18 protein-coding genes are annotated in these 25659 nt (G+C 70.6%); 8 read left to right on the top strand and 10 right to left on the bottom strand.

The genetic code is table 11. From position 1 onward, the window contains the following. Positions 1–99 precede the first annotated feature (99 nt). The 5 genes from pepN to ACWGIC_RS12010 are packed head-to-tail and all read left to right on the top strand — an operon-like array spanning position 100 to position 6221. Complete coding sequence (gene pepN, locus ACWGIC_RS12030; protein ID WP_452075908.1) at positions 100–2652, top strand: aminopeptidase N; 2553 nt, start codon at positions 100–102, stop codon at positions 2650–2652. Between the two features lie 46 nt (positions 2653–2698). Then, entirely contained in the window at positions 2699–3856 is a 1158-nt protein-coding gene (locus ACWGIC_RS12025; RefSeq protein WP_452075907.1) for an acyl-CoA dehydrogenase family protein, read from the top strand. A 22-nt stretch (positions 3857–3878) separates the two neighbouring features. Then, positions 3879–5081, top strand: a complete 1203-nt coding sequence (locus ACWGIC_RS12020) for a hypothetical protein (protein WP_452075906.1) — start codon at positions 3879–3881, stop codon at positions 5079–5081. Next, positions 5081–5959 carry a 3-hydroxyacyl-CoA dehydrogenase family protein gene (locus ACWGIC_RS12015; protein ID WP_452075905.1) on the top strand — a complete coding sequence of 293 codons (879 nt, stop codon included), beginning with the start codon at positions 5081–5083 and terminating at the stop codon, positions 5957–5959. The genes ACWGIC_RS12020 and ACWGIC_RS12015 overlap by 1 nt, the downstream gene beginning before the upstream one ends. 16 nt (positions 5960–5975) lie before the next feature. Further along, on the top strand, positions 5976–6221 hold the full coding sequence (locus tag ACWGIC_RS12010) for an acyl carrier protein (RefSeq protein WP_452075904.1): 246 nt from the start codon (positions 5976–5978) through the stop codon (positions 6219–6221). 162 nt (positions 6222–6383) lie between these two features. On the opposite strand, the gene ACWGIC_RS12005 is transcribed toward ACWGIC_RS12010, so the two are convergent. From ACWGIC_RS12005 to ACWGIC_RS11985, 5 genes are read right to left on the bottom strand one after another with little or no spacing between them, the layout of a single operon-like run. Then, positions 6384–6731 (bottom strand): hypothetical protein, encoded by a 348-nt coding sequence (locus ACWGIC_RS12005; RefSeq protein ID WP_452075903.1) that lies wholly within the window; start codon positions 6729–6731, stop codon positions 6384–6386. Positions 6732–6774: 43 nt separating this feature from the next. After that, positions 6775–7986, bottom strand: coding sequence for a cytochrome P450 (locus ACWGIC_RS12000; protein WP_452075902.1), 1212 nt, complete (start codon positions 7984–7986; stop codon positions 6775–6777). A 1-nt stretch (position 7987) separates the two neighbouring features. After that, the gene (locus ACWGIC_RS11995) at positions 7988–9358 is read right to left on the bottom strand and encodes a pyridoxal phosphate-dependent decarboxylase family protein (protein WP_452075970.1); all 1371 of its coding nucleotides are present in this window, start codon (positions 9356–9358) and stop codon (positions 7988–7990) included. Positions 9359–9381: 23 nt separating this feature from the next. Next, positions 9382–10632 carry a cytochrome P450 gene (locus ACWGIC_RS11990; RefSeq protein ID WP_452075901.1) on the bottom strand — a complete coding sequence of 417 codons (1251 nt, stop codon included), beginning with the start codon at positions 10630–10632 and terminating at the stop codon, positions 9382–9384. Positions 10633–10666: 34 nt separating this feature from the next. Next, positions 10667–11959 carry a glutamine synthetase family protein gene (locus tag ACWGIC_RS11985; RefSeq protein ID WP_452075900.1) on the bottom strand — a complete coding sequence of 431 codons (1293 nt, stop codon included), beginning with the start codon at positions 11957–11959 and terminating at the stop codon, positions 10667–10669. A 231-nt stretch (positions 11960–12190) separates the two neighbouring features. Here ACWGIC_RS11985 and ACWGIC_RS11980 point away from each other — a divergent pair, with 231 nt between their 5' ends. The 3 genes from ACWGIC_RS11980 to ACWGIC_RS11970 are packed head-to-tail and all read left to right on the top strand — an operon-like array spanning position 12191 to position 15387. After that, positions 12191–13651, top strand: a complete 1461-nt coding sequence (locus ACWGIC_RS11980; RefSeq protein ID WP_452075899.1) for an aldehyde dehydrogenase — start codon at positions 12191–12193, stop codon at positions 13649–13651. After that, a complete protein-coding gene (locus ACWGIC_RS11975) occupies positions 13652–14539 on the top strand; it encodes a DODA-type extradiol aromatic ring-opening family dioxygenase (RefSeq protein ID WP_452075898.1) in 888 nt (295 codons plus the stop codon). Then, a complete protein-coding gene (locus ACWGIC_RS11970) occupies positions 14536–15387 on the top strand; it encodes a fumarylacetoacetate hydrolase family protein (RefSeq protein WP_452075897.1) in 852 nt (283 codons plus the stop codon). Before ACWGIC_RS11975 ends, ACWGIC_RS11970 begins: the two co-directional genes overlap by 4 nt. A gap of 74 nt (positions 15388–15461) precedes the next feature. On the opposite strand, the gene ACWGIC_RS11965 is transcribed toward ACWGIC_RS11970, so the two are convergent. The 5 genes from ACWGIC_RS11965 to ACWGIC_RS11945 form a co-directional block, all read right to left on the bottom strand. Then, positions 15462–15887 carry a gamma-glutamylcyclotransferase family protein gene (locus ACWGIC_RS11965; RefSeq protein ID WP_452075969.1) on the bottom strand — a complete coding sequence of 142 codons (426 nt, stop codon included), beginning with the start codon at positions 15885–15887 and terminating at the stop codon, positions 15462–15464. 34 nt (positions 15888–15921) lie between these two features. Beyond that, positions 15922–16893, bottom strand: coding sequence for a 3-oxoacyl-ACP synthase III family protein (locus tag ACWGIC_RS11960; protein WP_452075896.1), 972 nt, complete (start codon positions 16891–16893; stop codon positions 15922–15924). Positions 16894–17008: 115 nt separating this feature from the next. Beyond that, on the bottom strand, positions 17009–17836 hold the full coding sequence (locus ACWGIC_RS11955) for an SDR family NAD(P)-dependent oxidoreductase (protein ID WP_452075895.1): 828 nt from the start codon (positions 17834–17836) through the stop codon (positions 17009–17011). Next, the gene (locus ACWGIC_RS11950; RefSeq protein WP_452075894.1) at positions 17833–19323 is read right to left on the bottom strand and encodes an MFS transporter; all 1491 of its coding nucleotides are present in this window, start codon (positions 19321–19323) and stop codon (positions 17833–17835) included. The genes ACWGIC_RS11955 and ACWGIC_RS11950 overlap by 4 nt, the downstream gene beginning before the upstream one ends. After that, positions 19320–25637 (bottom strand): amino acid adenylation domain-containing protein, encoded by a 6318-nt coding sequence (locus ACWGIC_RS11945; RefSeq protein WP_452075893.1) that lies wholly within the window; start codon positions 25635–25637, stop codon positions 19320–19322. Before ACWGIC_RS11945 ends, ACWGIC_RS11950 begins: the two co-directional genes overlap by 4 nt. Positions 25638–25659: the final 22 nt, after the last annotated feature.

Here is a 25659-nt window from a genome sequence, read left to right as displayed (position 1 = left end):
TTTCCGCGTCTCATTTGGCGTTCAATCGACGGCATTTTCCGGACGCATTTCCCTCGCTAGTTTGACGGTTGCCGGTACCGCACGAGCGAGGGGTTTTTCGTGGCCAGTCCCAATCTGTCCCGCGTCGCGGCCCAACAGCGCGCGGCGCTGCTGGCCGTCGAGTCGTACCGGATCTTGCTCGACCTGACCGGCGACGCGACTTTCTCCTCGACCACCACGGTCCGGTTCGCCAGCGCCCGGCGCGAGCCGACCTGGATCGACCTGATCGCCGACCGCGTGCACTCGGCCACGCTCAACGGCGTTCCGCTCGACGTGTCCGGCTACCGCGAAGAAGACGGTCTCGCGCTGCCCGAACTGGCCGAGACCAACGAACTCGTCGTGCACGCCGAGTGCCGGTACATGAACACCGGCGAGGGCCTGCACCGGTTCGTCGACCCGGTCGACGACAGCGTGTATCTCTACACCCAGTTCGAGACCGCCGACGCGAAGCGCATGTTCGCCTGCTTCGACCAGCCCGACCTGAAGGCGAGCTTCACCCTCGAAGTGACCGCGCCCGCCGAGTGGTCGATCGTCGGCAATACCAAACCCGCAGCAACCCACGATGCCGGGAACGGCGCGGTCACCACGGCGTTTACGCCGAGCGCCCGGCTCCCGACTTATCTCGTCGCGCTCGTCGCGGGTCCGTTCGCCTCGTGGCACGACACCTACCGCGACGAGCACGGCGAGATCCCGCTCGGTCTCTACTGCCGCGCGTCGCTCGCCGAGCACCTCGACGCCGACCGGCTGTTCGCCGAGACCAAACAGGGTTTCGCCTTCTACCACGAGAAATTCGGCACGCCGTACCCGTTCTCCAAGTACGACCAGCTGTTCGTACCGGAGTTCAACGCGGGCGCGATGGAAAACGCCGGCGCGGTCACGTTCCTCGAAGACTTCGTGTTCCGGTCTCGGGTCACGCACTACGCCTACGAGCGGCGCGCCGAGACGCTGCTGCACGAGATGGCGCACATGTGGTTCGGCGACCTGGTCACCATGCGCTGGTGGGACGACCTGTGGCTGAACGAGTCCTTCGCGACCTTCGCCAGCGTGCTCGCCCTGACCGAGGCGACGGAGTACCGGAACGCGTGGACCAGCTTCGCCAACGTCGAAAAAGCGTGGGCATACCAGCAGGACCAGCTCCCGTCGACGCACCCGATCGCGGCCGACATCGTCGACCTGCACGCGGTCGAGGTCAACTTCGACGGCATCACCTACGCCAAGGGCGCGAGCGTCCTCAAGCAGCTCGTCGCCTACGTCGGCCTGGACAACTTCCTCGCCGGGCTCAAGGTGTACTTCGGCAAGCACGCCTGGGGCAACGCCACGCTCGCCGACCTGCTGGCAGCGCTGGAAGAAGCCTCTGGCCGCGACCTGTCGTGGTGGAGTGCCGAATGGCTGGAAACGACCGGCCTGAACACCCTGCGGCCGCGCTACGAAGTCGACAGTGAAGGCCGGTTCGCCAGCTTCGCCGTCGAACAGAGCGGTGCCGAACCCGGGGCGGGCGAACGCCGGACGCACCGGGTCGCCATCGGCGTCTACCGGTCCGACGACGCCGGGAAACTGGTGCGCGCCAACCGGATCGAGCTGGACATCACCGGCGAGCTGACCCCCGTCCCCGAACTCGACGGCACCCCGGCAGGCGAGCTGGTGCTGGTCAACGACGACGACCTGACCTACTGCGGCCTGCGCCTTGACCCGCGGTCGCTGACGACGCTGATCGACCGCATCGCCGACATCACCGACCCGCTCCCCCGCAGTCTCTGCTGGTCGGCGGCCTGGGAAATGACCCGCACGGCCGAGTTCCGCGCCAGGGACTACGTCAAGCTGGTCGCCGGGGGCATCGCCGCCGAGACCGAGCTGAGCGTGGTGGAAACCCTGCTCACCCAGGCGCGCACCGCGCTCGATTCCTTCGCCGACCCCGAATGGGCAAGGCAGCACGGCTGGCCGGAATTCGCCCGCGTGCTCCGGAAACTGGCCGCCGACGCCGAACCTGGCTCGGACCGGCAGCTCACCTTCGTCAACGCGCTGGCCGCCGCTCCGCTGGAGGACGCACTCCTCGACCAGTTGTCCGGCTGGCTGGACGGAACCGCGCCGCTGGCCGGATTGACGGTGGACACCGACCTGCGCTGGCGGTTGCTGCAGGCACTGGTCGCCCACGGTCGTTGCGGGGAAAAGGAAATCGGCGCGACGCTCGAGCTGGACGACACCGCCGCGGGCCGACGGCAAGCGGAACGGGCCCGCGCCCTGATCCCCACCCCGGAAGCGAAAGCCGAGGCGTGGCGGCGAGCGCTGACCGACGACGAACTGCCCAACGCGGTCAGCGACGCCATCGTCAGCGGCTTCCGCCACCCCGCGCAGCGCGAACTGCTGACCGGGTACGGCGCCCGCTATTTCGCCGAGATCGGCGAGGTCTGGGCGCGGCGGTCCAGCGAACGCGCGCTGCCCGCGGTGGTCCACCTCTTCCCCGGCTGGGAACTGACCCCGGGCAACCTCGCCGCGGCGGACGACTGGCTCGCCGGAGAGCACCCGGCCGCGCTGCACCGCCTGATCGTCGAGCTGCGGACGGAAATGCTGGTGCGCCCGCTCGCCGCCCGCGAGCGCGACCGGAAACCCGCGTGACTCCCCCGTACAACCCGGAAACCTGCGGACGAGAGGGCATCCTTCGGTGGACTTCAGCATCACTGCCGAGCAAACGGCGCTGCGCCGGTCGGTCATCCGGTTCGCCAGGGCCGAGCTGAACGAAGCGGCGGCCGAGAGCGACCGCCACGCCCGGCTGGACCGGGAATCGTGGAAAAAATGCGCGAGCTTCGGCCTCACCGGCTGGCCGATCCCCGCCGCTTACGGCGGATCCGGGCTCGACCCGGTCACCATCGCCGTCGGCCTCGAAGCGCTCGGCTACGGCTGCCGGGACAACGGCCTGGTGTTCGCGCTGAACAACCACCTCTGGGCGTGCGCGGTCTACCTCGTCGAGCACGGCACCGAGGAGCAGAAGCAGCGCTTCCTGCCGGGACTGGCCGACGGTTCGCTGATCGGGGCGCACGCGCTGACCGAACCCGGCTCCGGCTCGGACGTGCTGGGCATGCACACCACCGCTGTCCGCGACGGCGACGAGTACGTATTGCACGGCACCAAAACCTTCATCTCGAACGCCCCGGTCGCCGACGTTTTCCTGACCTTCGCCCGCACCGGCGGCCCGGACGCCCCCGCGGCCGGCGCATTGACAGCGTTCGTGGTGACCCGCGACCTGCCCGGGGTCTCGGTGACCCGCAGCTGGGAGAAGGCCGGGCTGCGGTCGACCGAGATGGGGCAGGTGGAATTCGACGGCTGCCGGGTGCCCGCGGACCGCCTGCTCGGCGCCGAGGGCAACGGGTTCAACCTGTTCACCAGCTCCATCGACTGGGAGCGCAGCCTGCTGTTCGCCAGCCAGATCGGCGTGATGGACCGGGTGCTCGACGACTGCGTCGCCCGCGCCCGCGACCGCGTGCAGTTCGGCAAGCCGATCGGCGTCAACCAGGCGGTCCGGCACCGCATCGCCGACATGAAGGTCCGCCTGGAGCTGGCCCGGCTGGCGCTGTACAAGGTCGCCTGGCGCAAACGCGAGGGCCACCTGGCTCCGCTCGACTCCGCGATCGCCAAGCTGGCGATCAGCGAAAGCCACCTCAGTTCCATGCTCGACGCCGTCCAGCTGCACGGCGCGCGCGGGTACCTGACCGAGTTCGGCGTCGAACGCGAACTCCGGGACGCGCTCGGCGGCACGATCTACGGCGGCACCTCGGAAATCCAGCGCGACATCGTCGCCAGCCTGCTCGGCGTGCCCGGCTGAGCGCAACCGCAGAGGAGCCACCATGGCCGAACACCGCATCGCGCTGACCGAACCGCTGCCCGCCGAACTGGCCGGCGAGCTGGCCCAGCGCGTGTACTTCCTTTCCGAGTCCATTGTGGACTTCAAGCTGCCCGGGGACGGCGGCGACCTGACCGAGGTCGTGCTGAGCACCGACGGTCCCGCCGACCCCGGCGCGCTCGCGGCCAAGCTCAACCGGATGGCCGACGAGGAGGTCCGGCCGCAGCGGGCCGGGCCGCCGAGGATCGTCTGGACCTCGCCGCATTCCGGCGCGGTGCACGACGTCGCCGAGGAACTGCTCGGCTCGGGCGAACTCGTCCACATGGGACCCGGGCAGTTCGCCCTCGGCCCGGTCGTCACCGGGCTGATGGAGTACTTCGACCGGCGCCTGACCGGACTGGTCTCCGCCGAATTCGGGGCGCGCCAGTACCGGTACCCGACGCTGATCGCGACCGAGACGATGCGCCGGTGCGGGTATTTCAGCTCGTTCCCGCACTTTTTGATGCTGGTCACCCGGCTGCACGCGGACGCGGACAACTACCGCGGCTTCCTCGCCGACGTCCAGGCCGCCGACGGCGGGCTGCCCGGGCTGCTGGACTACTGCGGGGACACCTCGCACTGTCTCCCGCCGACCATGTGCTACCACACCTACCGGCATCTGCAGGACCGGCCGCTGCCCTCGCCCGGCCTGGTGATCACCGCGCGCGGCAAGTCCTTCCGGCACGAATCGCGGTACTGGCGCTCGCTGGAACGCCTGTGGGACTTCACCATCCGCGAGATCGTCTTCCTCGGCGACCGGGAAACGGTGCTCGACCAGCGGCGCCGCATGCTGGAGCTGACCACCGCGTTCGCCGCGGAACTGGGGCTGGGCGGGCACTGCGAGGTCGGCAACGACCCGTTCTTCGGCAGCGTCGAATCCCCGCAGCGGGCGTGGTCGCAGCGGCTGCTGGAACTCAAATACGAACTGCGGCTGCCGATCGGGCCGGACAAGACCCTCGCCGCCGCCTCGTTCAACTTCCACGACGACTTCTTCGGCCGGTCGTTCGGGATCAGCCCGCACGACGGCGGGCCCGGCCCGGTGATCACCGGCTGCGCGGGCGTCGGCCTGGAGCGGTTCACCTACGCGTTCCTGTGCCGCCACGGCGTGGACCCGGCCGGATGGCCGGAGGACGTGCGTACCGAGACGAATCCGAGGGTGAGGCTGTGATGGTTGCGATGGCTGTGCCGCAGGCAAAGGAAAACATCGGCGTCGTCGGCGCCGGCACGATGGGCACCGGGGTGGCGCACCTGTTCGCCGCGGCCGGGCACCAGGTGGTGCTGGTCGACACCGCCGAGGCCGCGCTGACCAGGTCCCGCGAGCTGATCGAGCGCAACGTGGCCTGCTACCCGCTGGTCGACGCTTCGATGCCGCGGCTGGACCCGGCGGAGGTGACCGGCCGCATCGTGTTCTCCGGCAATCTCCACGACCTGAAGAACAGCGACTTCGTGGTGGAGAACGTCACCGAGAAACGGGAGATCAAGGAAGCGCTGTACCCGCAGTTGGACTCGGTGTGCCCGCCGCACTGCGTCATCGGCGTGAACACCTCGGCCGTCTCGATCACCCGGCTGGCCGGGCGCACCGAACGGGCCGACCGGGTGATCGGCACGCACATCATGAACCCCGCGCCGCTCAAGCCGCTGGTCGAGGTGATCCGCGGGACGCACACCTCGGCCGCCACCGTGGAGCGCACCCAGGAGCTGTTCCGCTCGGCGGGCCGCGACAGCATCGTGGTCAACGACGCGGCGGGCTTCGTGACCAACCGGGTGATGATGCTGACCGTCAACGAGGCGATCTTCCTGCTGCACGAGGGCGTCGCCGATTCGGCCGCCGACATCGACCGGCTGTTCAAGGACTGCTTCGGGCACCGGATGGGGCCGCTGGCCACCGCCGACCTGATCGGCCTCGACACCGTCCTGCTGTCGCTGGAGGTGATCCACGACAGCCTGCGGGACAGCAAATACCGGCCGTGCCCGCTGCTGACCCGGCTGGTCGACGCCGGGCTGCACGGGGTCAAAACCGGCCGCGGTTTCTACGAATACGCCTGAACGAAAGGTGCCATCCATGGAGAACCACCTGACCACGGTGCGCGAGTTCATCACCGCGCACCTCGGCGGCAAAACCCTGCCCGACGACGAGGACCTGTTCACCGGCGGGCACCTGAACTCGCTGTTCGCCGTGCAGATCGTGGTCTGGCTGGAAAAGGAGTTCGGGATCGCCGTGCGCGGCGGGGATCTCACGCTGGACAACTTCCGGTCGATCGGGGCGATCGCTTCGTTCATCGAGGCCAACAACGCGCCGGTCGGCTGAGACTGGCGCACCGAGAAGCCCCCGCTTCCCAAGGAAGCGGGGGCTTTTCCCTGCGCGCCGCTGCCGTCGCCCCGGGCCAAAGTCCGTGAGGGGAACCCCGAAGGAATCAGATTCCTTCAGGGTTCCCCTCACGGACGTCAGCGGGAGCGGGGAGCCAGAAGCTCAGTCAGCCACGCGTTCGGTGTACATCTTCGCCGCCGAAAGCTTGTCGATCTTCGCGTTCAGATCGTCCAGCGAAGCCTTCAGCTCCGTCAGCTCGTTGATGTGCGCGGTGTTGTCCCCGCTGCTGACCGGGGCCTTGATCGAGCCCCAGATGTCGTTCTCGGCGTGCTCGACCTCCTTCAGCACCCGGTCGATGACGCCCTCCGTGCTGCGCACGATGCTGGCCAGGTACAGGAAAATCGTGTTCTTGTCCCGTTCGACCAGCGTCTTGGTGCTGTCGAGGATGTCGTTGATGTAGTTCTTGATGAAGTTGCCCTCGGCGGGCTTCTTCTCTTCGGTCTCGGCCATTTTCTTCCTCTCCTTGGGTCTCCGGGCCGCCTTCGCGTCCCGGTCAGGCCCGGCGCACCGCCACCGGGATCCGCCGCGGCGCCCACATGCCCTGCTCGTAGAAGGGCAGCGGGTCGCCGCTTTCGATGCGAAGGTCGGCGAAGCGGTCGAACAGCAGGTTCGCCGAGACCGCCGCCTCCATCCGGGACAGCGGGGCTCCCACGCAGAAGTGGATGCCGTGCCCGAAACTGATGTGCCCGTTGGGCGTGCGGCCGATGTCGAACTCGTCGGGCCGCTCGAACCGCCGCTCGTCGCGGTTGGCCGAGGAGAACCAGAGCATCACCAGCGACCGCGCCGGGATGCCGACGCCGGCCACCTCGGTGTCCTGGCTGGTCACCCGCATGAACCGGGTGCCCGACGGCCGGTAGCGCAGCACTTCCTCGACCGCGGCCGGGATCAGGCTCCGGTCGGCGCGCAGGCGGGCCGCCACGTCCGGGTGCTCGTCCAGGCAGAGCAGCATGTTGCCGATCAGCCCGTTGGTGCTGAAGTGCCCGACGAACAGCAGCGCCAGGCAGATGTTGACGACCTCGTCCTCGTCCAGCCTGCTGCCGTCGTCCTCGGCCGCGGCGAGTTTGCTGATCAGGTCGTCGGCGGGGGCGGCGAGCCTGCCGCGGTACTGCTCGGTCAGGTAGCCGCGGATCTCGCCGGTGACGCGGCTCATCATGCCGCCGTAGCCCTCTTCGTCGTCGGTGGGATCCCCGACCTGCAGCGACGCGAGTTTGTCCGCGTAGCTCAGGAACAGCTGGCGGTCCGACACCGGCACGCCGAGCAGTTCGGCGATCAGCATCGCCGGCAGCGGCCAGACGAACTTCTCGACGAGGTCGAACCGGTCCTGCCCGTCGAGTTCGTCGAGCAGCGCGTTGCCCAGTTCGTAGGTGCGGCGCTCGTATTCGCGCACGTTCGTCTTGGTGAACGCCTGGCCGACCAGCGAGCGCAGCCTGCGGTGCTCGGGCGGGTCGGTCCACGCCGGGTTGCCGCGGGTGATGTCCTCCGCGCCGAGCACGTCGCGGTTGAGGCCGGAGGAGAACACCCCGGGATCGCTGGCCACCCGCCGCACGTCGTCGTACCGGAAGATGTGGAACACGCCGTGCTCGTCGCGGTGCACCGGTTCCTCGGCCCGCATCCGCCGCAGCCATTCCAGCTGTGCCGCGCCGCCGTCGGTCAGCGGCGGGGGCGGCCCCGGACGCGTGGTTTCGGTTGTCGTGGTTTCGGTCAACTCAGCCTTCTTTCCCCTGGCTCGCGCTCAGCCGCTCCAGGCGCTGGTGCAGTTCGTCCACATAGGTCTCGGATTCGGGCTTCATCAGCACGCTGCGCAGGATCCGGGTGGACTTCGCGTCCGGCCGCACCTGCGGGTGCAGCTGCGCGAACGCCTCGCGTTCGATCCGCATCAGGCTCAGGAACACCGGGTCGGCGCCGTCGTGCATGCCCGCCTCCAGCATCGCCGCGCAGGCGCGGTCGATCCCGGACAGCGAATCCCCCGCCCGGCGCGGGAAGTAGGTCACGATGTCCAGGTCCGGTTCCTGGTGCAGCCGCAGCCGGTCCGAATCCGCCATCAGCTCCGAGAGGCGCAGCGCGGCGCGGCGGTTGGCGGCGAGCACCTCGCCGAGGCCGTCCGCGGTCGGGGCCAGCAGCTGGAAGGTGAACCACAGCGCGGCGGCCGTCGCCCCGGCCCGCGAGCACTCCAGGCTGATCTCGCCGAGGTGCAGGTCCGCCGGGGTGAAGTAGGTGTAGGGCGAATCGTGCACGTAGAACTTCGCGACGTCGGGATCGGCGAAGATCACCGACCCGCAGCCGTAGGGCTGCAGGCCCTGTTTGTGCGGGTCCACCACCACCGAATCGCAATCGCGGATCGCCGCCCACGGCGCGGGGTCCAGCCCGAGCGTGCCCGCGAGCACCGAGTAGAACCCGCCGTAGGCGGCGTCGACGTGGAACCGCACGCCGTAGCGCTCGCGCAGTTCCATCGCCTCGGCCAGCGGGTCGAGCGCGCCGACGCCAGTGGTGCCGAGGGTGAGCACGACCGTGCCCGCCTTCCCGGTGCGCAGCAGGTCTTCCAGCGCGTCCAGGTCCATCCGGCCGTACCGGTCGGCTGGCACCGCGTAGGAGTCCATGCCCAGCAGCCGGGTCATCCGCTCGTGCGTGTAGTGGCTGGCCGAGCTGTAGGCCACGCCGCGGTCCGGGTGCAGGCAGCGGGCGACGTAGAGCGCCTCCAGGTTCGCCATGGTGCCGCTCGAGGTGAGGTGCCCGAGATGGGTCTCGAAGCCGAACATGGCGGCGAGCTGGTCGATCACCTCCCGCTCCATCCGGTCGGTGACCGGGCCGCCATCGGAGGAGTGGTTGTTGGGGTTGATCAGCATCGCGCTGAGGTAGGCGACCACCGCGGCCTCGTGCGGCGGCTTGAGCATCTGCCCGATGTAGCGCGGGTGGAAGAACGGGTAGTTGCCGTGCAGCAGCTTCTCGTAGTTCTCGAAGACCGTGCCGAAACGGTCGTCGCTGATCTCCAGCGAGGGATGCCGCTCGTACGGCGCGAAGGTCGACGTCCACTGCCCGTGCCCTTCGACCGCACGCCCGATCCAGTAGGGAAGATCCACCGTGTCCAGCCTTTCGAGAAGCTTCACCTGGTGACGGTCACCGGCAGCGTCTTGATCCCGTTGACGAAGTTGGACCGCAGCCGGGTCACCGGGCCCGCGAGCCGGATCTGCTCGACTCTGGCCAGCAATTCCTCGAACAGGATCCGCAGTTCGAGGCGGGCCAGCGCGGCGCCGAGGCAGAAGTGCGGACCGCCGAGCCCGAAGGTCAGGTGCTCGTTGGGCTTGCGCCCGACGTCGAACTCGTACGGCTTCTCGAAGGCGGCCTCGTCGCGGTTGCCGGAGGCGAACCACAGCACCACCTTCTCGCCCGCGCGCACGCGCCGGCCGCTGATCTCCGCGTCCCGGGTGGCCGTGCGGCGGAAGTGGTAGACCGGCGACGCCCAGCGCAGGAACTCCTCCACCGCGGTGTCCAGCAGCGCCGGGTTCTCCTTGAGCCGCCACCATTGCGCCGGGTTCTCCGCGAGCGCGTGCACCGCGGCCGAGATGGCGTGCCGGGTGGTTTCGTTGCCCGCGACCACCAGCAGCAGGAAGTAGTTGTCGAAATCGGTGGGCGTGAGCGGGATCCCGTCGCGCGGCACGGTGTTCACCAGCCTGCTGACCAGGTCGGTTCCGTTGCCGCCGCGCCGTTTCCCGGCGAGCGCCCGGCCGTACTCGAAGATTTCCAGCGCGGCCGGGCTGCGGAACGGGACGTGCTTGTAGCGTTCGCTGTCCTCGCTCTCCAGCAGGACGTCGGCGCAGTCCGGGTCGTTGTTGCCGATGATCCGGTTGCCCCAGGCGATCAGCTTGCCGGTGTCCTCGGCGGGCACGTCCAGCATCAGCCGCGCCAGCACCATGATCGGCAGCTCGGCGGCGATCTCGGCGACGAGGTCGAACGAATCCCCGGCCAGCGCGTTGTCCAAAGTGGACGCTGTCAGCCCGCGAAGGAACACCGCGTACCGCGACACGAGCTTCGGGCTGAACTCGCGGCTGAGCAGCAGCCGCATCGCCCGGTGCCGTTCGCCGTCGGTCTCCATCAGCGAACGCCGCCGGTCCCGCAGCGCCGGATCGGTGACCTCCTCCAGGTTGGTGAACTGCTCGGAGGTGAAGGTCGCCGGGTCCCGGTTGACCGCGACCAGGTCGCGGTAGCGGGTGACCGCCCAGAACCCGCTGTTCGGCGCGGCCTCGGGCTGCCAGTGCACCGGGCTCTGCTCGCGCAGGACGTCGAACATCCGCCACGGGGTCTCGGGGTCCAGGAACCGGTCCACGTCGGACAGGTCCACTTCGTCCAGGCGCATCGGGAATCCTCGTCAGCTCGGTCTCGGGGGTGCGTCACAGGTGCGGCAGGTACTCGCGCAGCTCCCAGTCGGTCACCCAGCGCCGGAAGCGGGCCGTCTCGTCGCGTTTGACCCGGTCGAAGGCGGCCACCAGGTCCTTGCCCGCCGCGTCGGCGAACTCGTCGTCGGCGGCCAGCGCGTCGAGCGCGGCGTCGAGCGTTTCCGGCAGCGCCGGGGCGCGGGCCCCGTCGTAGCCGTAGCCGCTGGTCGGATCGGGCGGCTCCACCCGGCCCTCGATGCCGAGCGCGACCGCCGCCAGCACCCCGGTGACGGCCAGGTACGGGCTCGCCGCGGCGTCGCCGAGGCGCACCTCCAGCCGGGTGGCCTCGCCGCGCTCGGGCGGCACCCGCACCATCGTGGAGCGGTTGTCCAGGCCCCAGTCGGCCAGCGCGGGAGCCAGCGTGTCCGGGCCGAGCCTGCGGTAGGCGTTCACCGTCGGCGCCAGCAGCGCGCACAGCGCCGGGGCGTGGCGGAGGATGCCGCCGACGGCGTGCCGCGCGGTGGCCGAGAGTCCCGCGGGCGCGCCGGCGGCGGCGAACTGGTTGCGGCCGTCCTCGTCGAGCAGCGACAGGTGCAAGTGGAAACCCGAGCCGCCCTCCTCGTTGAACGGCTTGCCGACGAAGGTCGCGGTCAGCCCGCGCTGGGCGACGAACTCGCGCACCGCGTGCTTGAACCGGAACGCGCGGTCGGCGGCGTCCAGCGCGGCCGAGTGGCCGAGGTTGACCTCGAACTGGCCGGCGGCGAACTCGTGGTTGACCGCGGTCGCGTCCAGGTCGGCCGCGCGCAGCATGGTCAGCAGCGCCGGGGCCAGCCCGTCCGGATCGCCGCGGTGCCCGACGCGGTAGACGTTGCCGGAAGAATCCCCGTAGCGGGTCCAGCCGCCGTCCTGGCCGGACAGCACGAAGAACTCCAGTTCCGGCCCGATCACCGCGCTGGAGCCGAGCCCGGCGAGCCGCTGCACCGCCGTTTTCACCGCGCCGCGCGGGCATTCCCCGATCGCCAGCCCGGTCGCCGGGTCGAGCATGTCGCCGAGGCAGGACTGGTAGCCGGGTTCCCACGGCATCGGGGCCAGCGTCGAGCGGTCCGGCCGGAACAGCACGTCCGGCAGGCCGTCGGACAGCGAATGCTCGCCGTCGAGCGCGACTCCCTGGGTGGTGGTGTAGTAGACCGCGCGGCAGAAGTGCAGCCCGCCGGAAAGGGAATCGAATACCTCCGACGGCAGATCGCGCCCGCGTTCGGTGCCGATCAGGTCGGGATACTGGATCCGCACCGTTCCGGCGTTCTCCACGATCAACCATCGCCTTTCCGGGAAATGGGGAAACACGAACAGAAACGACCGCGTCGCCTGTTCTCTCGGCTCAGCGTAGCGACCCGGAAGACCCCTAGCCATGGGAAAAACTGTCTCTGTTGGCACCCGGGTGTCTCGAATGGCAGGCGGGCCAGCGCACTTTATTGCCGATTCGCCGAAGCGCCGACTAACGTCGCGAACGTCCACCCAGAATTCGTTCGAGGGAGCTGCATGCCGGTGACGACAGTTTCCGGGACCCCGGTCGGCACCGGGCACTGGATCGGCGGCAAACGAGTCGAATCCGCCGAACGCTTCGCGTCGATCTCGCCGATCGACGGGCGCGTGCTCGGGGAGTTCGCGCGCGGCGGCCCGGCCGAAGCGGACGCTGCGGTGCGGGCCGCGGCCACCGCGTTCGGGCAATGGCGGCGCACCAGCCCGCAGCGGCGGGCCGAACTGCTGCACCGGATCGCCGACGAGGTGGAGCGCCGGACACCGGAACTCGCGGCGGTCGAAACCGAGGACAACGGCGCCTTGCTGCGCTCGCATCTGCGCGGCGTGATGCCGCGGGTGGCGCACAATTTCCGTTTCTTCGCCGACTGGCTCACCGGCGAGCTGAGCCATCCCGAGTTCGACACCCGGGGCCACCGCAACCGCGTGTCGTGGGATCCCGCCGGGGTCTGCGCGCTGATCACCCCGTGGAACGCGCCGCTGATGCTGGCGTCGTGGAAGATCGCCCCGGCATTGGCCGCGGGCAACACCGTGGTGCTGAAGCCGGCGGAATGGTCGCCGATGACCGCGTCGCTGCTGGCCGGCATCACCGCCGATGCCGGATTGCCGGACGGCGTGTTCAACGTGGTGCAGGGACTCGGCCCCGAGGCGGGCGCGGCGCTGTGCGCGCATCCGGACGTCCGGCGGATCAGCTTCACCGGTTCCGAGCCGACCGCCCAGCGCATTTCGGCCGCCGCGGCCGAGCACCTCACGCCGGTGTCGATGGAACTCGGCGGGAAGTCGCCGCTGCTGGTCTTCGACGACGCCGACCTCGGCCTCGCGGTCGAGCTGGCCGTCGAGCAGTTCGACAACGCGGGCCAGGTTTGCCTTGCCGCCACCCGGATCCTGGTCCACTCGCCCGTCGCGGCTGAATTCACCGAACGGCTCCGCGCCGCCATCCGCGGCCTGCGCCAAGGCGACCCCCGGCTGCCGGACACCGACCTAGGCCCGAATATCCACCCGGACCACCTCAAGCGCGTCGACGGCTTCGTCCGGCGGGCCGTCGCCGACGGCGGGCAGATTCTCGAAGGCGGCGGCCCGAACACCAGCCTCGGCGGCAACTACTACCGGCCCACGCTGCTCGCCGGTGCGCAAGAGGGCGCGGAAATCCTCCGCGAGGAGGTGTTCGGCCCGGTGCTGACGCTGGAGGAATTCGGCTCCGAGGACGAGGGCGTCGCGCTCGCCGGGAACACGCGTTTCGGGCTGGCGGCCACTGTGGTCACCGGCGATCCGGCCAGGGCGGAACGGGTCTCCGCCGCGCTCACCGCGGGCACGGTCTGGGTGAACTGCTTCTTCGTGCGCGACCTGCGCGCGCCGTTCGGCGGTGCCCGCCGCTCCGGCATCGGCCGCGAGGGCGGCACCTGGAGCTTCGATTTCTTCTGCGATGTCAAGAACACCGTCACCAGCCCGAAGGGATGGATGTAGATGGGCGAGACAGCCGGCGGCGGGCTGCTGTCGCACGTGCCGACGATCATGTTGCCGGAAGCGACGCGGCGGGAACTGAACCACGGCGAAGAGTCCACTTTGGTCACCGGATTGCGCAAGCTGCGCAAGGAGGTTTTCGACGTCGTCGACTACGACACGGTGGTCGTCTTCGATTCCCACTGGGCGACCACCGTGGAATTCGTGGTCGCCTCGCATGCCGTCCGCGCCGGACTGTTCACTTCGGACGAACTCCCGCGCGGCATGAGCCGCGTCCCGTACGACTTCCCCGGCGACCCGGAACTGGCGCACGCATTGGCCGCTCGCGCCGAGGCGCACGGCACGTGGATCACCCCGATCGACGACCCGTGCCTGCCGATTTCGTACGCCACCGTGAACCTGTGGACGTATCTGGGAGTTCCCGGCAAACGCTGGCTCAGCGTCAGCGTCTGCCAGACCGGCGACGCCGAGGACCACCTCCGGCTGGGCCGCGCACTCGCCGACGCGATCGCCGCCACCGACCGGCGGGTGCTGTTGATCGCCTCGGGCGCGCTCAGCCACCGGTTCCGCTCGCTGCGCGAACTGCGCGACCACGAAGCAGCGGGCGCCGAGCACATTTTCAGCCCGGAAGCGGTGACCGCCGACGCCGAGCGCATCGACTGGTTCGAATCCGGCGACCACGCGAAGGTGCTGGCCACCATGCCGGACTTCCTCCGGTTCAAGCCGGAAGCCGGTTTCGCGCACTACCTGATGCTGGCCGGTGCGCTCGGCGAACAGGACTGCACCGCCTCCGCGCGGCGCTACAGCGAATACGAGAACGCGATCGGCACCGGGCAGATCCACCTGTGGTTCGACCGGCCGGCCGGCGGATGGACGGGAGCGAACCGATGACCACCGAATACCGCAGGATCCTCCTCGAGGGCGCCCCGGTCGAAGTCCGCCGCGACGGCGACACACTGGTCGCCCCGGACGGCCGCACGATCGCCGCCGAGGACGCCGTGCACCTGCCGGCCGCGACTCCCAGCAAGATCATCGCCGTGCACCTCAACCACCGGAGCCGGTTCGAGGAGTTCTGCGCGAAACCGCGTTCGGCCCCCACCTACTTCCACAAGCCGGTGTCCACTTTGACCGGCCACAATGGACACGTGGTGCGGCCGGAGGGCTGCAAGTGGCTGAACTACGAGGGCGAGATCGCCGTCGTGATCGGCCGGACCGCGCGCAACATCAGCGTCGACGAGGCTCCCGCGCACATCCGGGGCTACACGCTGGCCAACGACCTCGGCCTGCACGACTTCCGGGACACCGACGAGGGCTCGATGCTGCGGGTCAAAGGCGCGGACACCCTCTGCCCGCTCGGCCCCGGCCTGGTCGAAGGCTGGGACCCGCGCGGGCGCTGGCTGCGCACGCGGGTGAACGGCGAGGTGGTCCAGGAGGGCAGCACGGACGAGATGACCTGGGACATGCACTACCTCGTCGCCGACATCGCGCGCCTGATCACCCTGCACCCCGGCGACGTCCTGCTCACCGGCACCCCGGCGAACTCCCGGCCGATCCAGCCGGGCGACACCGTCGAGGTCTCCGCGGACGGCCTCGGCACCCTGCGCAACACCGTGGTGTCCGGCCCGGTCCCGGTCACCGGCCCGATCGGCGCGCAGCCGACCGAATCCGAGCAGGTCCGCTCCACCGCGCTGGGCGGCGACTGGGAATTCCGCGGCATCCGCGCGCCGCACCCCGCCTGAGGAGCACCCGCGGAAAAACGAATGCGGCTTTCGGGACTCTCCCGAAAGCCGCATTCGCGTTGCCTGGCGCGCGCTCACCCGGTCTGCACAGCCACCCAGTCCCCGCCCAGAATCGGCACGTTCTCGTCGTACCGGCCTCGCGCGGCCTGTCCGGTCAGGTACAGCCACGCGGGCACCTCCGCCCATTCGCCGCTCGCGGCGAGGTAGGAGACCGGCCTGCGCACCCGGGTGTAGAGGCAATCCCCGGGGCGCTCCGGATGGTATTTCTCCAGCCGGTCCAGATCGGCCATCGCGGCCTCGTACTGCGCCTCGGCGAGCACCATCAGCTCGCCGATCACCTCCTGGCCCGGGCGGTCCAGCGCGAACGGGATCCGATCGCCGAACAGGCCGAGCCCGCTGACTCTGGCCGGGAACCGCTGCGCCACCCGTTCGGCGATCAGCCCGTGGTTGCGCTGCCCGCTGCGCAGGGTCCCGTACACGAACACCGGAAGCTGTTCCATCCCGGTCACCGCCCTTCTCTCCGCACCGGCCCGGTCAGTACCAGCGCAGCACTGCCGCGCCCGCGGTCATCCCGGACCCGATCGCCGCCATCATCACCAGGTCGCCGCGCTTGGCCTCCAGCTGGCTCAGCACCAGCGGGATCGACGCCGAGCCGGTGTTGCCGCTGTAGACGCCGGGAACCGGGCACTTCGCCGGGTCCAGCCCCATGGTCTCGATGCAGTCCGCCAGCATCTGCGGATTGGCCTGGTGGAAGACGAAGTGGTCGATCTGTTCCAGCGAAACCCCGGCCTGTTCGGCGACCTCGTGCACCAGCTTCGGCACCACGTCCTCGAAGTACTCCCGCACCGGCCGCCCGTTCATCACCATGTACCGCTCGCGCGAGTCCACCGTCTCCGCGTCGAGCGGGCGGCGGCTGCCGCCGGCGGGCTGGCCGACGTAATCGGCGTGGCACCCGTCGGTGATCAGGGTGTGCGCGAGCAGGCCGTAGCCCTCGGGGACCCGGCCGACCCGGGTGGCCGCCGCGCCGTCGCCGAACACCGTGACGGTCTTGCGGTCGGGTTTGTAGAGCACCTTCGAGATCGTGTCCGACCCGATGACCAGCACCTCGTCCAGGTTCGGGTCGGCGGTGAGCAGGGAGTGCGCCATCACGAACGAGAACACGTACCCGGAGCAGGCGGCGCTCAGGTCGAACGCGAACGCGCGGCCCAGCCCCATCCGGCCCTGCACGATCGCCGCGGTGGACGGGAAGCTGTGGTCCGGCGTGCTGGTGCCGAGGATGACCGCGCCGACGCTGGCCCGCTTCTCCGGGCAGTGCTCGTACAGTTTCTCCACCGCGAGGCACGCCATGTCCGAACTGGACACGTCGTCGGCGGCGTAGTGCCGTTCGACGACGCCGGTGCGTTCGAGGATCCAGTCCGGCTCCTGCCCGACCCAGGCCCCCACCTGGTCGTTGCCGACCACCCGGGGCGGCAGGTAACCGGCGGCGCCGAGAATTCCTGTGGACATGACAAAGCTCCTTCTGGCAGGGCGGGCGAGGAAAAGGCCGATCCGTCCGGAAAATTACCAGTCCGGCGACAAGCCGTTCAAGGAAATGCGTGCACGACGACAAGAACCCGGTGTTTCAAATGGTTGCGCCGCCCCCGCAGTTCAGCACTTCGCCGGTGACGTAATCGGAATCCGGGCCGCAGAACAGATAGATCGCGCCGGCCGCCTCGGCCACCGTGCCGAACCGGCCCAGCGGCACCGTCGCGCGGATCCGCTCGAGCACGTCTTCGTTGATGCCGATGGGGATTTCCCGTTCGCCGACGGTGATCGTGCCGCGGTCGCCGACCGCCCGGATCAGCCGGGTGTCGATCAGCCCGAACGCCACCGAGTTCACGTTGACGCGGTACCGGCCCCATTCCTTGGCCAGGGTTTTGGTGAGCCCGAAGATGCCCGCTTTCGCCGAGGAGTACCCGACCTGCCCGACATTGCCGAAAACTCCGGCGATGGAGGAAACGTTCACCACTTTCCGGTGCACCGGGACGCCTTTTTCTTCATCCTTGCGCGCCTGCTCCCGCAGCACGGGCTGGGCGGCGCGAAGAATGCGGAACGGTGCTTTCAGGTGCGTGTCGAGCACCGTGTCCCACTGTTCGTCGGTGGTTTTCTGGATCACGTTGTCCCACGGGAACCCCGCGTTGTTCACCACGATGTCGAGACCGCCGAACTCGCGCACAGCGGTCTGCACGAAGTGCTCGGCGAATCCGTCCGCGGTCACGTCGCCGACGCACGCCGCCGCGGCGCCGCCCGCCGAGACGATCGCGGCCACGGTGTCGTCCACCGCGCGTTTGTCCATGCCGTTGATCACGACCGAGGCGCCTTCGGCCGCCAGCCGTTCGGCGACGCCGCGCCCGATGCCCCGGCCGGACCCCGAAACGATCGCGGTCCTGCCCGCCAGTGGTGTGCTCACTGCTGTCCTCCGGTGTTCGTCGTTCGCCCGGCCGCGGCGGCCGGTTCGGTGCGGGGCAGGAACCAGGCCACCGCTCCGCAGAGCAGGACCAGTCCGGCCCCGGTGAGCTGTGCCGCCGAGATCGCCCCGGCGAAGGCGGAGCGCGCGTGCTCCGCCTGGCCGCCGGATCGCGCGCGGGCGAGCGCCTCGGCGAGCGATCCCGCTTCGAGACCGCCGGGCAGGCGCGCGGTGAACAGCGCCGCGCTCACCGCGCCGAGCACCGCCACCCCGAGCGACGCCCCGGTTTCGTGCAACATCCCCTGCGTGCCGGACGCCGCCCCGGTCTGCTCCGGGGGCACCGAGCCGAGCAGCGCGTTCGCCACCAGCGGCCCGGCGATGCCCAGCCCGCATCCCGCGGCGAGCAGCCCCGGAGCCAGCGCCGGATACCCCGCCGCCGAGGGCGCCAGCGCGATGGCGGCCAGCCCGGCGGCGGCGAGCGTCATCCCGGCGGTGATCCCGCGCGCGGCCCCGAGCCGGGCCCCGACGCGGGCGCTGACCAGGCTGCCGCAGACCAGCAGCCCGGCGGCCATCGGCAGCGTCCGCACCCCCGCCTCCAGCGGCGAGTAGCCGAAGTCGAACTGCAGGTGCTGGGTCAGCAGGAAGATCGACCCGGCCAGGCCGAAGGCCGCGAGCAGGCTGGTGACCACCGAGAGCCGGAACGCCGGCACCCGGAACAACGCCATGTCCAGCATCGGGTCCCGGGTGCGCTTCTCCTGGCGGACGAAGGCGGCCAGCAGCGCCGCCCCGAGCACCAGCGAGCCCAGCACCTCCGGCGCCGTCCAGCCCCGGCCGGGCGCGGCGATGATCGCCCAGCCGATGCCGACCATCGCCGCCGCCGAGAGCAGCGCGCCCGCCACGTCCGGCGCCCGTCCGCCCGGACCGCGGAACTCCGGCACCCAGGTGCGGGCGAAAACCAGGCACAGCACCGCGATCGGGATGTTCAGCGCGAACACCGCCTGCCACGGGAACCGCGCCAGCAGCGCGCCGCCGAGCAGCGGGCCGAGCGCCTGCCCGCCCGCCGCCACCGCGGTCCAGACGCCGATCGCGCGCGGCCGGTCCTCCTCGGAGAACACCCGGGTCAGCACGGCGAGCGTGGCCGGGATGACGCACGCGCCGCCGACGCCCATGCCCGCCCTGGCCGCGATTAGCTGCGCCGGCTCCGACGCGGTCACCGCCAGCACGGAGAACCCGGCGAACAGCGCCAGCCCGAGCAGCCACATCGCCCGGTAGCCGATCCGGTCGGCGATCCCGCCCGCCGCCACGGCCAGCGAGCCGACCGCGACGGTGTAGGCGTTCACCATCCACTGGATGTCCGCGGTGGTCGCGCCGAGCTGCTCGACGATCGACGGGATCGCGACGTTCACGACGGTGTTGTCCAGCACGGTCATGAACAGCGTCAGGCACAGGGCGAACAACACCCACCAGCGCCGGGGTTCGCCCGCGCTCATGCCCGGCTCCGCCGCCGCGCCAGCCGGGCCCGCCCCGCCGCCGCACGGGCGCCCAGTTCGGCGGCCGTCCGTTCCGGTTCGGCGGGCTCGGCAGGCGCCGTGTCTTCACTGGCCGCGGCGATGGCGCGCGCCTGCGCGGTGACCGTGGTGTGCCGGAACAGCTCCACCACGCCGAGCCGGACGCCGGTGGCCGCGCTGAGCCTGCTCTGCAGTTTCAGCAGCACCACCGAATGCCCGCCGAGGTCGAAGAAGTTGTCGCGCACGCCCACGCGTTCGAGGCCGAGCAGTTCGCCCCACACCTCGCTGACGATCCGTTCCAGCCGGTCGCGCGGCGCGACGTACCCGCTGTCCCCGCCGGGACGGGCGCGGTCGGGCACCGGCAGCGCGCGGCGGTCGAGTTTCCCGCTCGGCGTGCGCGGCAGGCCCGGCACCTCGGTGAGCACCGCGGGCACCATGTACTCCGGCAGGCGCTCGCCGAGGAAGGCGCGGACCGCGGGCAGGTCCACGGATCCGTTGCGGGGCACCACGTACCCGGCCAGCCTGCTCCCGCCCTCGTCGGTGTGCACGGCGACCGCCGCTTCGCCAACCTGCGGATGCGCGGTCAGCGCGGCCTGGATTTCGCCCAGTTCCACCCGGAACCCGCGGATCTTCACCTGGTCGTCGATCCGGTCGAGGTATTCGAGGAACCCGTCCGGGGTCCAGCGCACCAGGTCGCCGCTGCGGTACATCCGGGAGCCGGGCGGGCCGAACGGATCGGGCACGAACCGGTCGCCGGTCAGCCCCGGCCTGCCGAAGTACCCGCGCGCGACCTGCGGTCCGGCGATGAACAGCTCGCCGGGCACGCCGGGCGGGGTCAGCCGCAACCCCGCGTCGAGCACGTACATGCGCATGTTGCCCAGCCCCCGGCCGATCGGCACGCGGTGCGGCCAGCTGCCGGGTGCGGGGTCGAGCAGATGCGCGGTGGCGGCGTGCGTTTCGGTGGGGCCGTAGAAGTTGTACGCCCGGCGGTCCGGGCGGGCGAGGAAGAATTCCCGGATCGCGTCGGTGACCATGAACGCTTCGCCGCCCTGGAGCACGTCGGTCAGCGAATCCAGGCCGCTGCCCTGCGCGGTCGCCGCTTCGATCATCGCCTCGATCGCCAGCCGGGGCGCGAAGAGCTCGTTCACCCGGTGCCGGTCGATCCAGCGGACCAGCTCGTCCGGGTCCCGGCGCACCTGCTCCCCCGGGATCGCCAGCGCCTTGCCCATCAGCAGGGTGACCAGGGTTTCCTGGACGGAGAAATCGAAACTGATCGCGGTGAACTGCGCGGTCCGCCAGCCGGGGCCGCCGCGCAGGGTCGCGCGGTGCCAGTCCAGCACGTTGACGATGCCCGAGGTCGGCATGACCACGCCCTTGGGCCGGCCGGTGGACCCCGAGGTGTAGATGACGTAGGCGGGATTGCCCGGCAGCGCGGGGCGCACGCGGTCCGCGTCGCTCGGCGCAGTGTCCGTTGTGGACAGATCGGCGAGCGTTTCCGGGCCGGTGACGACCAAGCGCGGGGCACCGTCGGGGACCAGGTGTTCCAGCCCGGGTGCGGTCAGCACCAGCCGGGGCGAGCTGTCGGCGATCATGTAGCGGACGCGGTCGGCCGGGTACTCCGGATCGATCGGCAGGTAGGCCGCGCCCGCCTTAAGCACCCCGAGAATCCCGGCGACCAGTTCGAAGGACCGCGGCAGCAGCAGCGCGACCACCTCTTCGGTGCCGACCCCCTGCGTGATCAGGTGGTGGGCGAACCGGTTCGCGGTCCGTTCGAGTTCGGCGAAGGTCATCGACGCGTCGTCCTGGATCAGCGCCGTCGCCTCGGGCGACTCGGCGGCCCGTTCCTCGAACAGTTCGGCCACGCTCGCTGTGGTCACTTCGCGGCCCACGTCGTTGAACTCGATCAGCAGGCGGTGCCGTTCGTCCCCGGACAGCACGTCCGGGGCGCCGATCCGCTGCCCCGGGTCGGCGGCCAGCGCGCGCAGCAGCTGCCGCCAGCGCCGGATCATCAGGTCGATGTCTCCGGCGTCGAACAGGTCCGTGCTGAACTCGATGTCGCCGTCGAGCCCGCCGGTGCCCGGCCGCTCGGTCAGGCTGAACACCAGATCGAACCGCGAGGTGCCGGTGGCGACGGTGATCGGCTCACTGTCCACATCGGACAACGACAGGGCCGCGCTGCCCGCGTTCTGCAGCACGAACATGATCTGGAACAGCGGGTGGTGCCCGGTCGAGCGCACCGGGTTCAGCTCTTCGACCAGCCGCTCGAACGGAACCCGCTGGTGCTCGTAGGCGGCCAGGTCGGTTTCGCGGACGCGGTCCAGCAATTCGGCGAAGGTGGGGTCGCCCGCGGTGTCGGTGCGCAGGACCAGCGTGTTGACGAAGAAGCCGATCAGCTCGTCGAGCACCTCGTCGGTCCGGCCCGCGATCGGGCTGCCCAGCGGCAGATCGGTGCCCGCGCCCAGCCGGGTCAGCAGGGCGGCGAGCCCGGCGTGCAGCACCATGAACAGGGTGCACCGGTGCTGCCGCGCCACTTCCGCCAGCGCGGCGTGCAGTTCGGCGTCCAAGGCGAACTCGACGGTCCGGCCGCGCTGGCTCGCCCGTTCCGGCCGCGGCCGGGCCATCGGCAGGGTCAGCTGGTCGGGAGCGCCCGCGAGCCGTTCGTGCCAGTAGGCGATCTCGGCGTCGGCTTCGGAATCGCGGTCGAGCCGTTCGGTCTGCCAGAGCGTGTAGTCGGCGTACTGCACCGGAAGCGGTTCCCAGTCCGGTGCCTGCCCGCCGAGCCGGGCGCGGTAGGCGGTGGCCAGGCCGCGGCAGAGCGGGGCGAGCGACCAGCCGTCCCCGGCGATGTGATGCAGCGACAACAACAACGCGTGGTCATCGGGGGCGGTGGTGAACAGGTAGGCGCGCAACGGCGGTTCGGTCGCCAGGTCGAAACCCTCGCGGGCGGCCGTTTCCAGTGCTGCGGTCAGGTCGGCGGAGTCGACTTCGGCGGTGTGCAACCGAGGCCGGGCATCGGCGAGCACGAGCTGTTCCGGTTCCCCGTCGGTTTCCGGGAAAACCGTGCGCAGGCTTTCGTGTCGTTCGGCGAGATCGGCCAGTGCCTGCTCCAAGGCACCGGTGTCCAGTTCGCCGCGGAGCCGGAAGGCGATCGGCATGTGATAGGCCGCGCTCGGCCCGGATGCGTGGTGCAGGAACCACAACCGGCGCTGCGCCGAGGACAGCGGCACTCGCTGCGGTCGCGGCCGGACGGTCAGCCCGGCCTCTTCCGTGCGGTACTCGGCGATGCGCGGGGCAAGCGCGGCGACGGTCGGCGATTCGAACAGCGCGCGGATCGGCACGTCCGCGCCGAGCACCGGGCGGATCCTGCTGACCAGCCTGGTAGCCAGCAGGGAATGCCCTCCGAGCGCGAAAAAGTCGTCGTGGACGCCCACCTCGGGCACGCCGAGCACGCTGGCGAAAATCCCGCACAGGGTCTCCTGGAGCGGGGTCGCCGCCTCCGCCGCGCCGGCCGTCTCCGGCGGCTGGGGATCCGGCAGCGCCGAGACGTCGAGCTTGCCGTTCGCCGTGACCGGCACCGTTTCCACCGGCGTCCAGGTCGCGGGCACCAGTTGTTCGGGCAGCCGCGACCGAGCGAACGCCCTCAGCTCCGCCGGGTCGGCGGCGGTCGAGGGCACGACGTAGGCGTCCAGGCGCAGCGAGCCCTGGCCGTCGTCGCGGGCGAGCACCACCGCCTGGCGCACTGACGGGTGCGCCCGCAGCACCGCCTCGATCTCGCCGGGTTCGACGCGCAGGCCGCGGATCTTCACCTGCCGGTCGCCGCGGCCGGTGTAGGCGAGGCTGCCGTCGGCGCGCCAGCGGCACCGGTCGCCAGTGCGGTACATCCGCGCACCGGGCGGCCCGAACGGGTCCGGCGCGAACCGCTCGGCGGTCAGATCCGGCCGCCCGGCGTAGCCGCGCGCGACCTGCACCCCGCCGATCCACAGTTCGCCGTCGACGCCCGGCGGGAGAAGACGGCCCCAGGCGTCGGTGACGTAAAGCAGGGTGTTGGGCGCGGCGAAGCCGATCGGGACGTCCGGTTCGCGCTCGCGGGCGCATGGCCACCAGGTCACGTCCACCGAGGCTTCGGTCGGCCCGTACAGGTTGTGCAGGCGCGCCCCGGGCAGTACCTCGGCGACCCGGTCGCGCAGCGCGCCCGGCAGAACCTCGCCGCTGCACACGATGTCGCGCACGCTCGGGCAATCCGCCGCCGAAGGTTCCTCGGCGAACACGCCCAGCATCGACGGCACGAAGTGCAGCACCGAAACACCTTCGGCCCGGATCAGCCCGGCCAGGTAGCGGGGGTCGCGGTGCCCGCCGGGTTCGGCCAGCACCAGCCGGGCTCCGGTGATCAGCGGCCAGAACAGCTCCCACACCGACACGTCGAAACCGATCGGCGTCTTCTGCAGCACGACGTCGTCTGCGGTCAATTCGAAGGCGCGCTGCATCCAGTCGAGGCGGTTGAGCACCCCCGGTTCCTCGACGACCACACCCTTCGGCCGCCCGGTGGAACCAGAGGTGAACATGACGTACAGCGCGCGGTCGCGGCGTCCGTCCACAGTGGCCGTTTCCGCGGGCAGGTCGTCGATCGCGAGCCAGCCGTTGCCGGGCAGGCTGTCCCGGAGTTTGGCGAAAGTCAGCCCGGTCTCGGCCCCGGCGTCGGCGAGGATCGCCGCGATCCGGTCCCCCGGGAGTTCGGGATCCACTGGGAGGTAAGCGAAACCAGCCTTGAGCACGCCCCAGAGCGCGACCATGAGTTCCGCCGACCTCGGCAGCGCAACGGCCACCACCGAACCGCTCGCACGGGCGGCCAGCACGCTCGCCACGCGGTCCGCGCGCCGGTCCAGTTCGGCGTAGGTGAGCCGTTCTCCGCCGAAGACCACCGCGACGGCGTCGGGTTGACGGCGCACCACGTCGGCGAACCGCTCGGTGAGCGAGGCGGTGCCCGGATCGGTTCGCTCGCCGGTTCCCCAGCCGAGCACTCGCTGGGATTCGGCGGCGTCGAGCACCGGTATCGCCGACAGTTTCCCGTCCGGGTTCGCCGTCACCGCGTCGAGCAGCCTGCTGAAGTGCGCCGCGAAGGCGCGCACGGTTTCCTCATCGTAGAGATCGGTGTCGTATTCGAGTTCCCCGGCCAGTTCACCGTCCTTTTCGGACAGATAAACGGTCAGGTCGAGTTTGGCGGTGCCGTTCGGCACGAACCCGACCTCGGTCTCGGCTCCGGGCAAGTCCAGTTCCGCGCCCTCGCCCCGCACCACGAGCATGGTGCGGAAGAACGGGTTCGCGCCGAGCGCACGATCCGGCCGGAGCCGGTCGACCAGCTTCTCGAACGGCACGTCCTGATGCCGGTAGGCGCCGAAACAGGCTTCGCGGACGCGGCCGAGCAGCGTGCGGAAGTCCGGGTCGCCCGCGAGGGAGACCCGGATCGGCAGCGTGTTCAGGAAATAGCCCGCGACCCGCTCGAAATCCGGGTCCGCGCGGGCGGCCATCGGAGTACCCGTCACGACATCGTCGGTGCCGGTGCGGGCGCCCAGCGCCGCTTGGAAAGCGGCCAGCAGCACCATGAACGGGGTGCACCGCTGGGCGCGCGCGAGATCCTTCACCCGTCCGGCGGCCTCGCCGGGCACGGCGAACCGCAGTTGCGCCCCGCGGAACGACGGCGCCCCGGTGCGCCGCCGGTCCGGCCGGAGCCCGGTGTCCGCCGGCGCGTCCGCCAGGTTCGCCGCCCAGTACTCCAGTTGTTCGGTGAAGGCGTCGTCCTTCCGTTGCCTGGCCGCGAAATCCGCGTACCCGGCGTCCGCTGGCGGCGGCAGCTCCTCGCCGCGATAGCCGCGGGCCCAGTCCTCGAACAGCAGGGACAGCGAATGCGCGTCGCACACCAGGTGGTGCAGCACGACGCCGACGAGGTGGTCGCGCTCCCCCAGCCGCCACACGGTGACGCGCACCAGCGGCTCCGCGGCCAGATCGAAGCGGTACGCCGCCTCGGCGCGCAGTTCCTCCTCCGCCCGCGCCGGGTCCCCGGTCCGGACGACGGCGACCTCGGCCGCGTCCAGCAGCTCCGGGCGCGGGTCGCCGTGCTCGGCGCGCACCACCGTGCGCAGCACCTCGTGCCGGGCCACCACCCCCGCCCACGCCCTGGTCAGCGCGGCGACGTCCAGTTCGCCGCGGACCCGGACGGCCACCGGAACGTTCTGCGCGTGCCCGGTGGCGTCGAGCTGGTGGGTGAACCACAGGCGTTCCTGGCCGTAGGACAGGTTCATCGGAAGGGACTCCTCACTCGGG

This window comes from Amycolatopsis sp. NPDC054798 (assembly GCF_053611505.1).
Note: the sequence above shows the minus strand (reverse complement) of the source record. Positions and strands in the feature narration are given on the sequence as shown.

Coding starts and splice junctions, on each gene's coding strand:
- ACWGIC_RS12020 (WP_452075906.1), top strand. CDS start 3,879: ATGGCCGAACACCGCATCGCGCTGACCGAACCGCTGCCCGCCGAACTG.
- ACWGIC_RS12015 (WP_452075905.1), top strand. CDS start 5,081: ATGGTTGCGATGGCTGTGCCGCAGGCAAAGGAAAACATCGGCGTCGTC.
- ACWGIC_RS12010 (WP_452075904.1), top strand. CDS start 5,976: ATGGAGAACCACCTGACCACGGTGCGCGAGTTCATCACCGCGCACCTC.
- ACWGIC_RS12005 (WP_452075903.1), bottom strand. CDS start 6,731: ATGGCCGAGACCGAAGAGAAGAAGCCCGCCGAGGGCAACTTCATCAAG.
- ACWGIC_RS11990 (WP_452075901.1), bottom strand. CDS start 10,632: ATGCGCCTGGACGAAGTGGACCTGTCCGACGTGGACCGGTTCCTGGAC.
- ACWGIC_RS11980 (WP_452075899.1), top strand. CDS start 12,191: ATGCCGGTGACGACAGTTTCCGGGACCCCGGTCGGCACCGGGCACTGG.
- ACWGIC_RS11975 (WP_452075898.1), top strand. CDS start 13,652: ATGGGCGAGACAGCCGGCGGCGGGCTGCTGTCGCACGTGCCGACGATC.
- ACWGIC_RS11970 (WP_452075897.1), top strand. CDS start 14,536: ATGACCACCGAATACCGCAGGATCCTCCTCGAGGGCGCCCCGGTCGAA.
- ACWGIC_RS11965 (WP_452075969.1), bottom strand. CDS start 15,887: ATGGAACAGCTTCCGGTGTTCGTGTACGGGACCCTGCGCAGCGGGCAG.
- ACWGIC_RS11960 (WP_452075896.1), bottom strand. CDS start 16,893: ATGTCCACAGGAATTCTCGGCGCCGCCGGTTACCTGCCGCCCCGGGTG.
- ACWGIC_RS11950 (WP_452075894.1), bottom strand. CDS start 19,323: ATGAGCGCGGGCGAACCCCGGCGCTGGTGGGTGTTGTTCGCCCTGTGC.
- ACWGIC_RS11945 (WP_452075893.1), bottom strand. CDS start 25,637: ATGAACCTGTCCTACGGCCAGGAACGCCTGTGGTTCACCCACCAGCTC.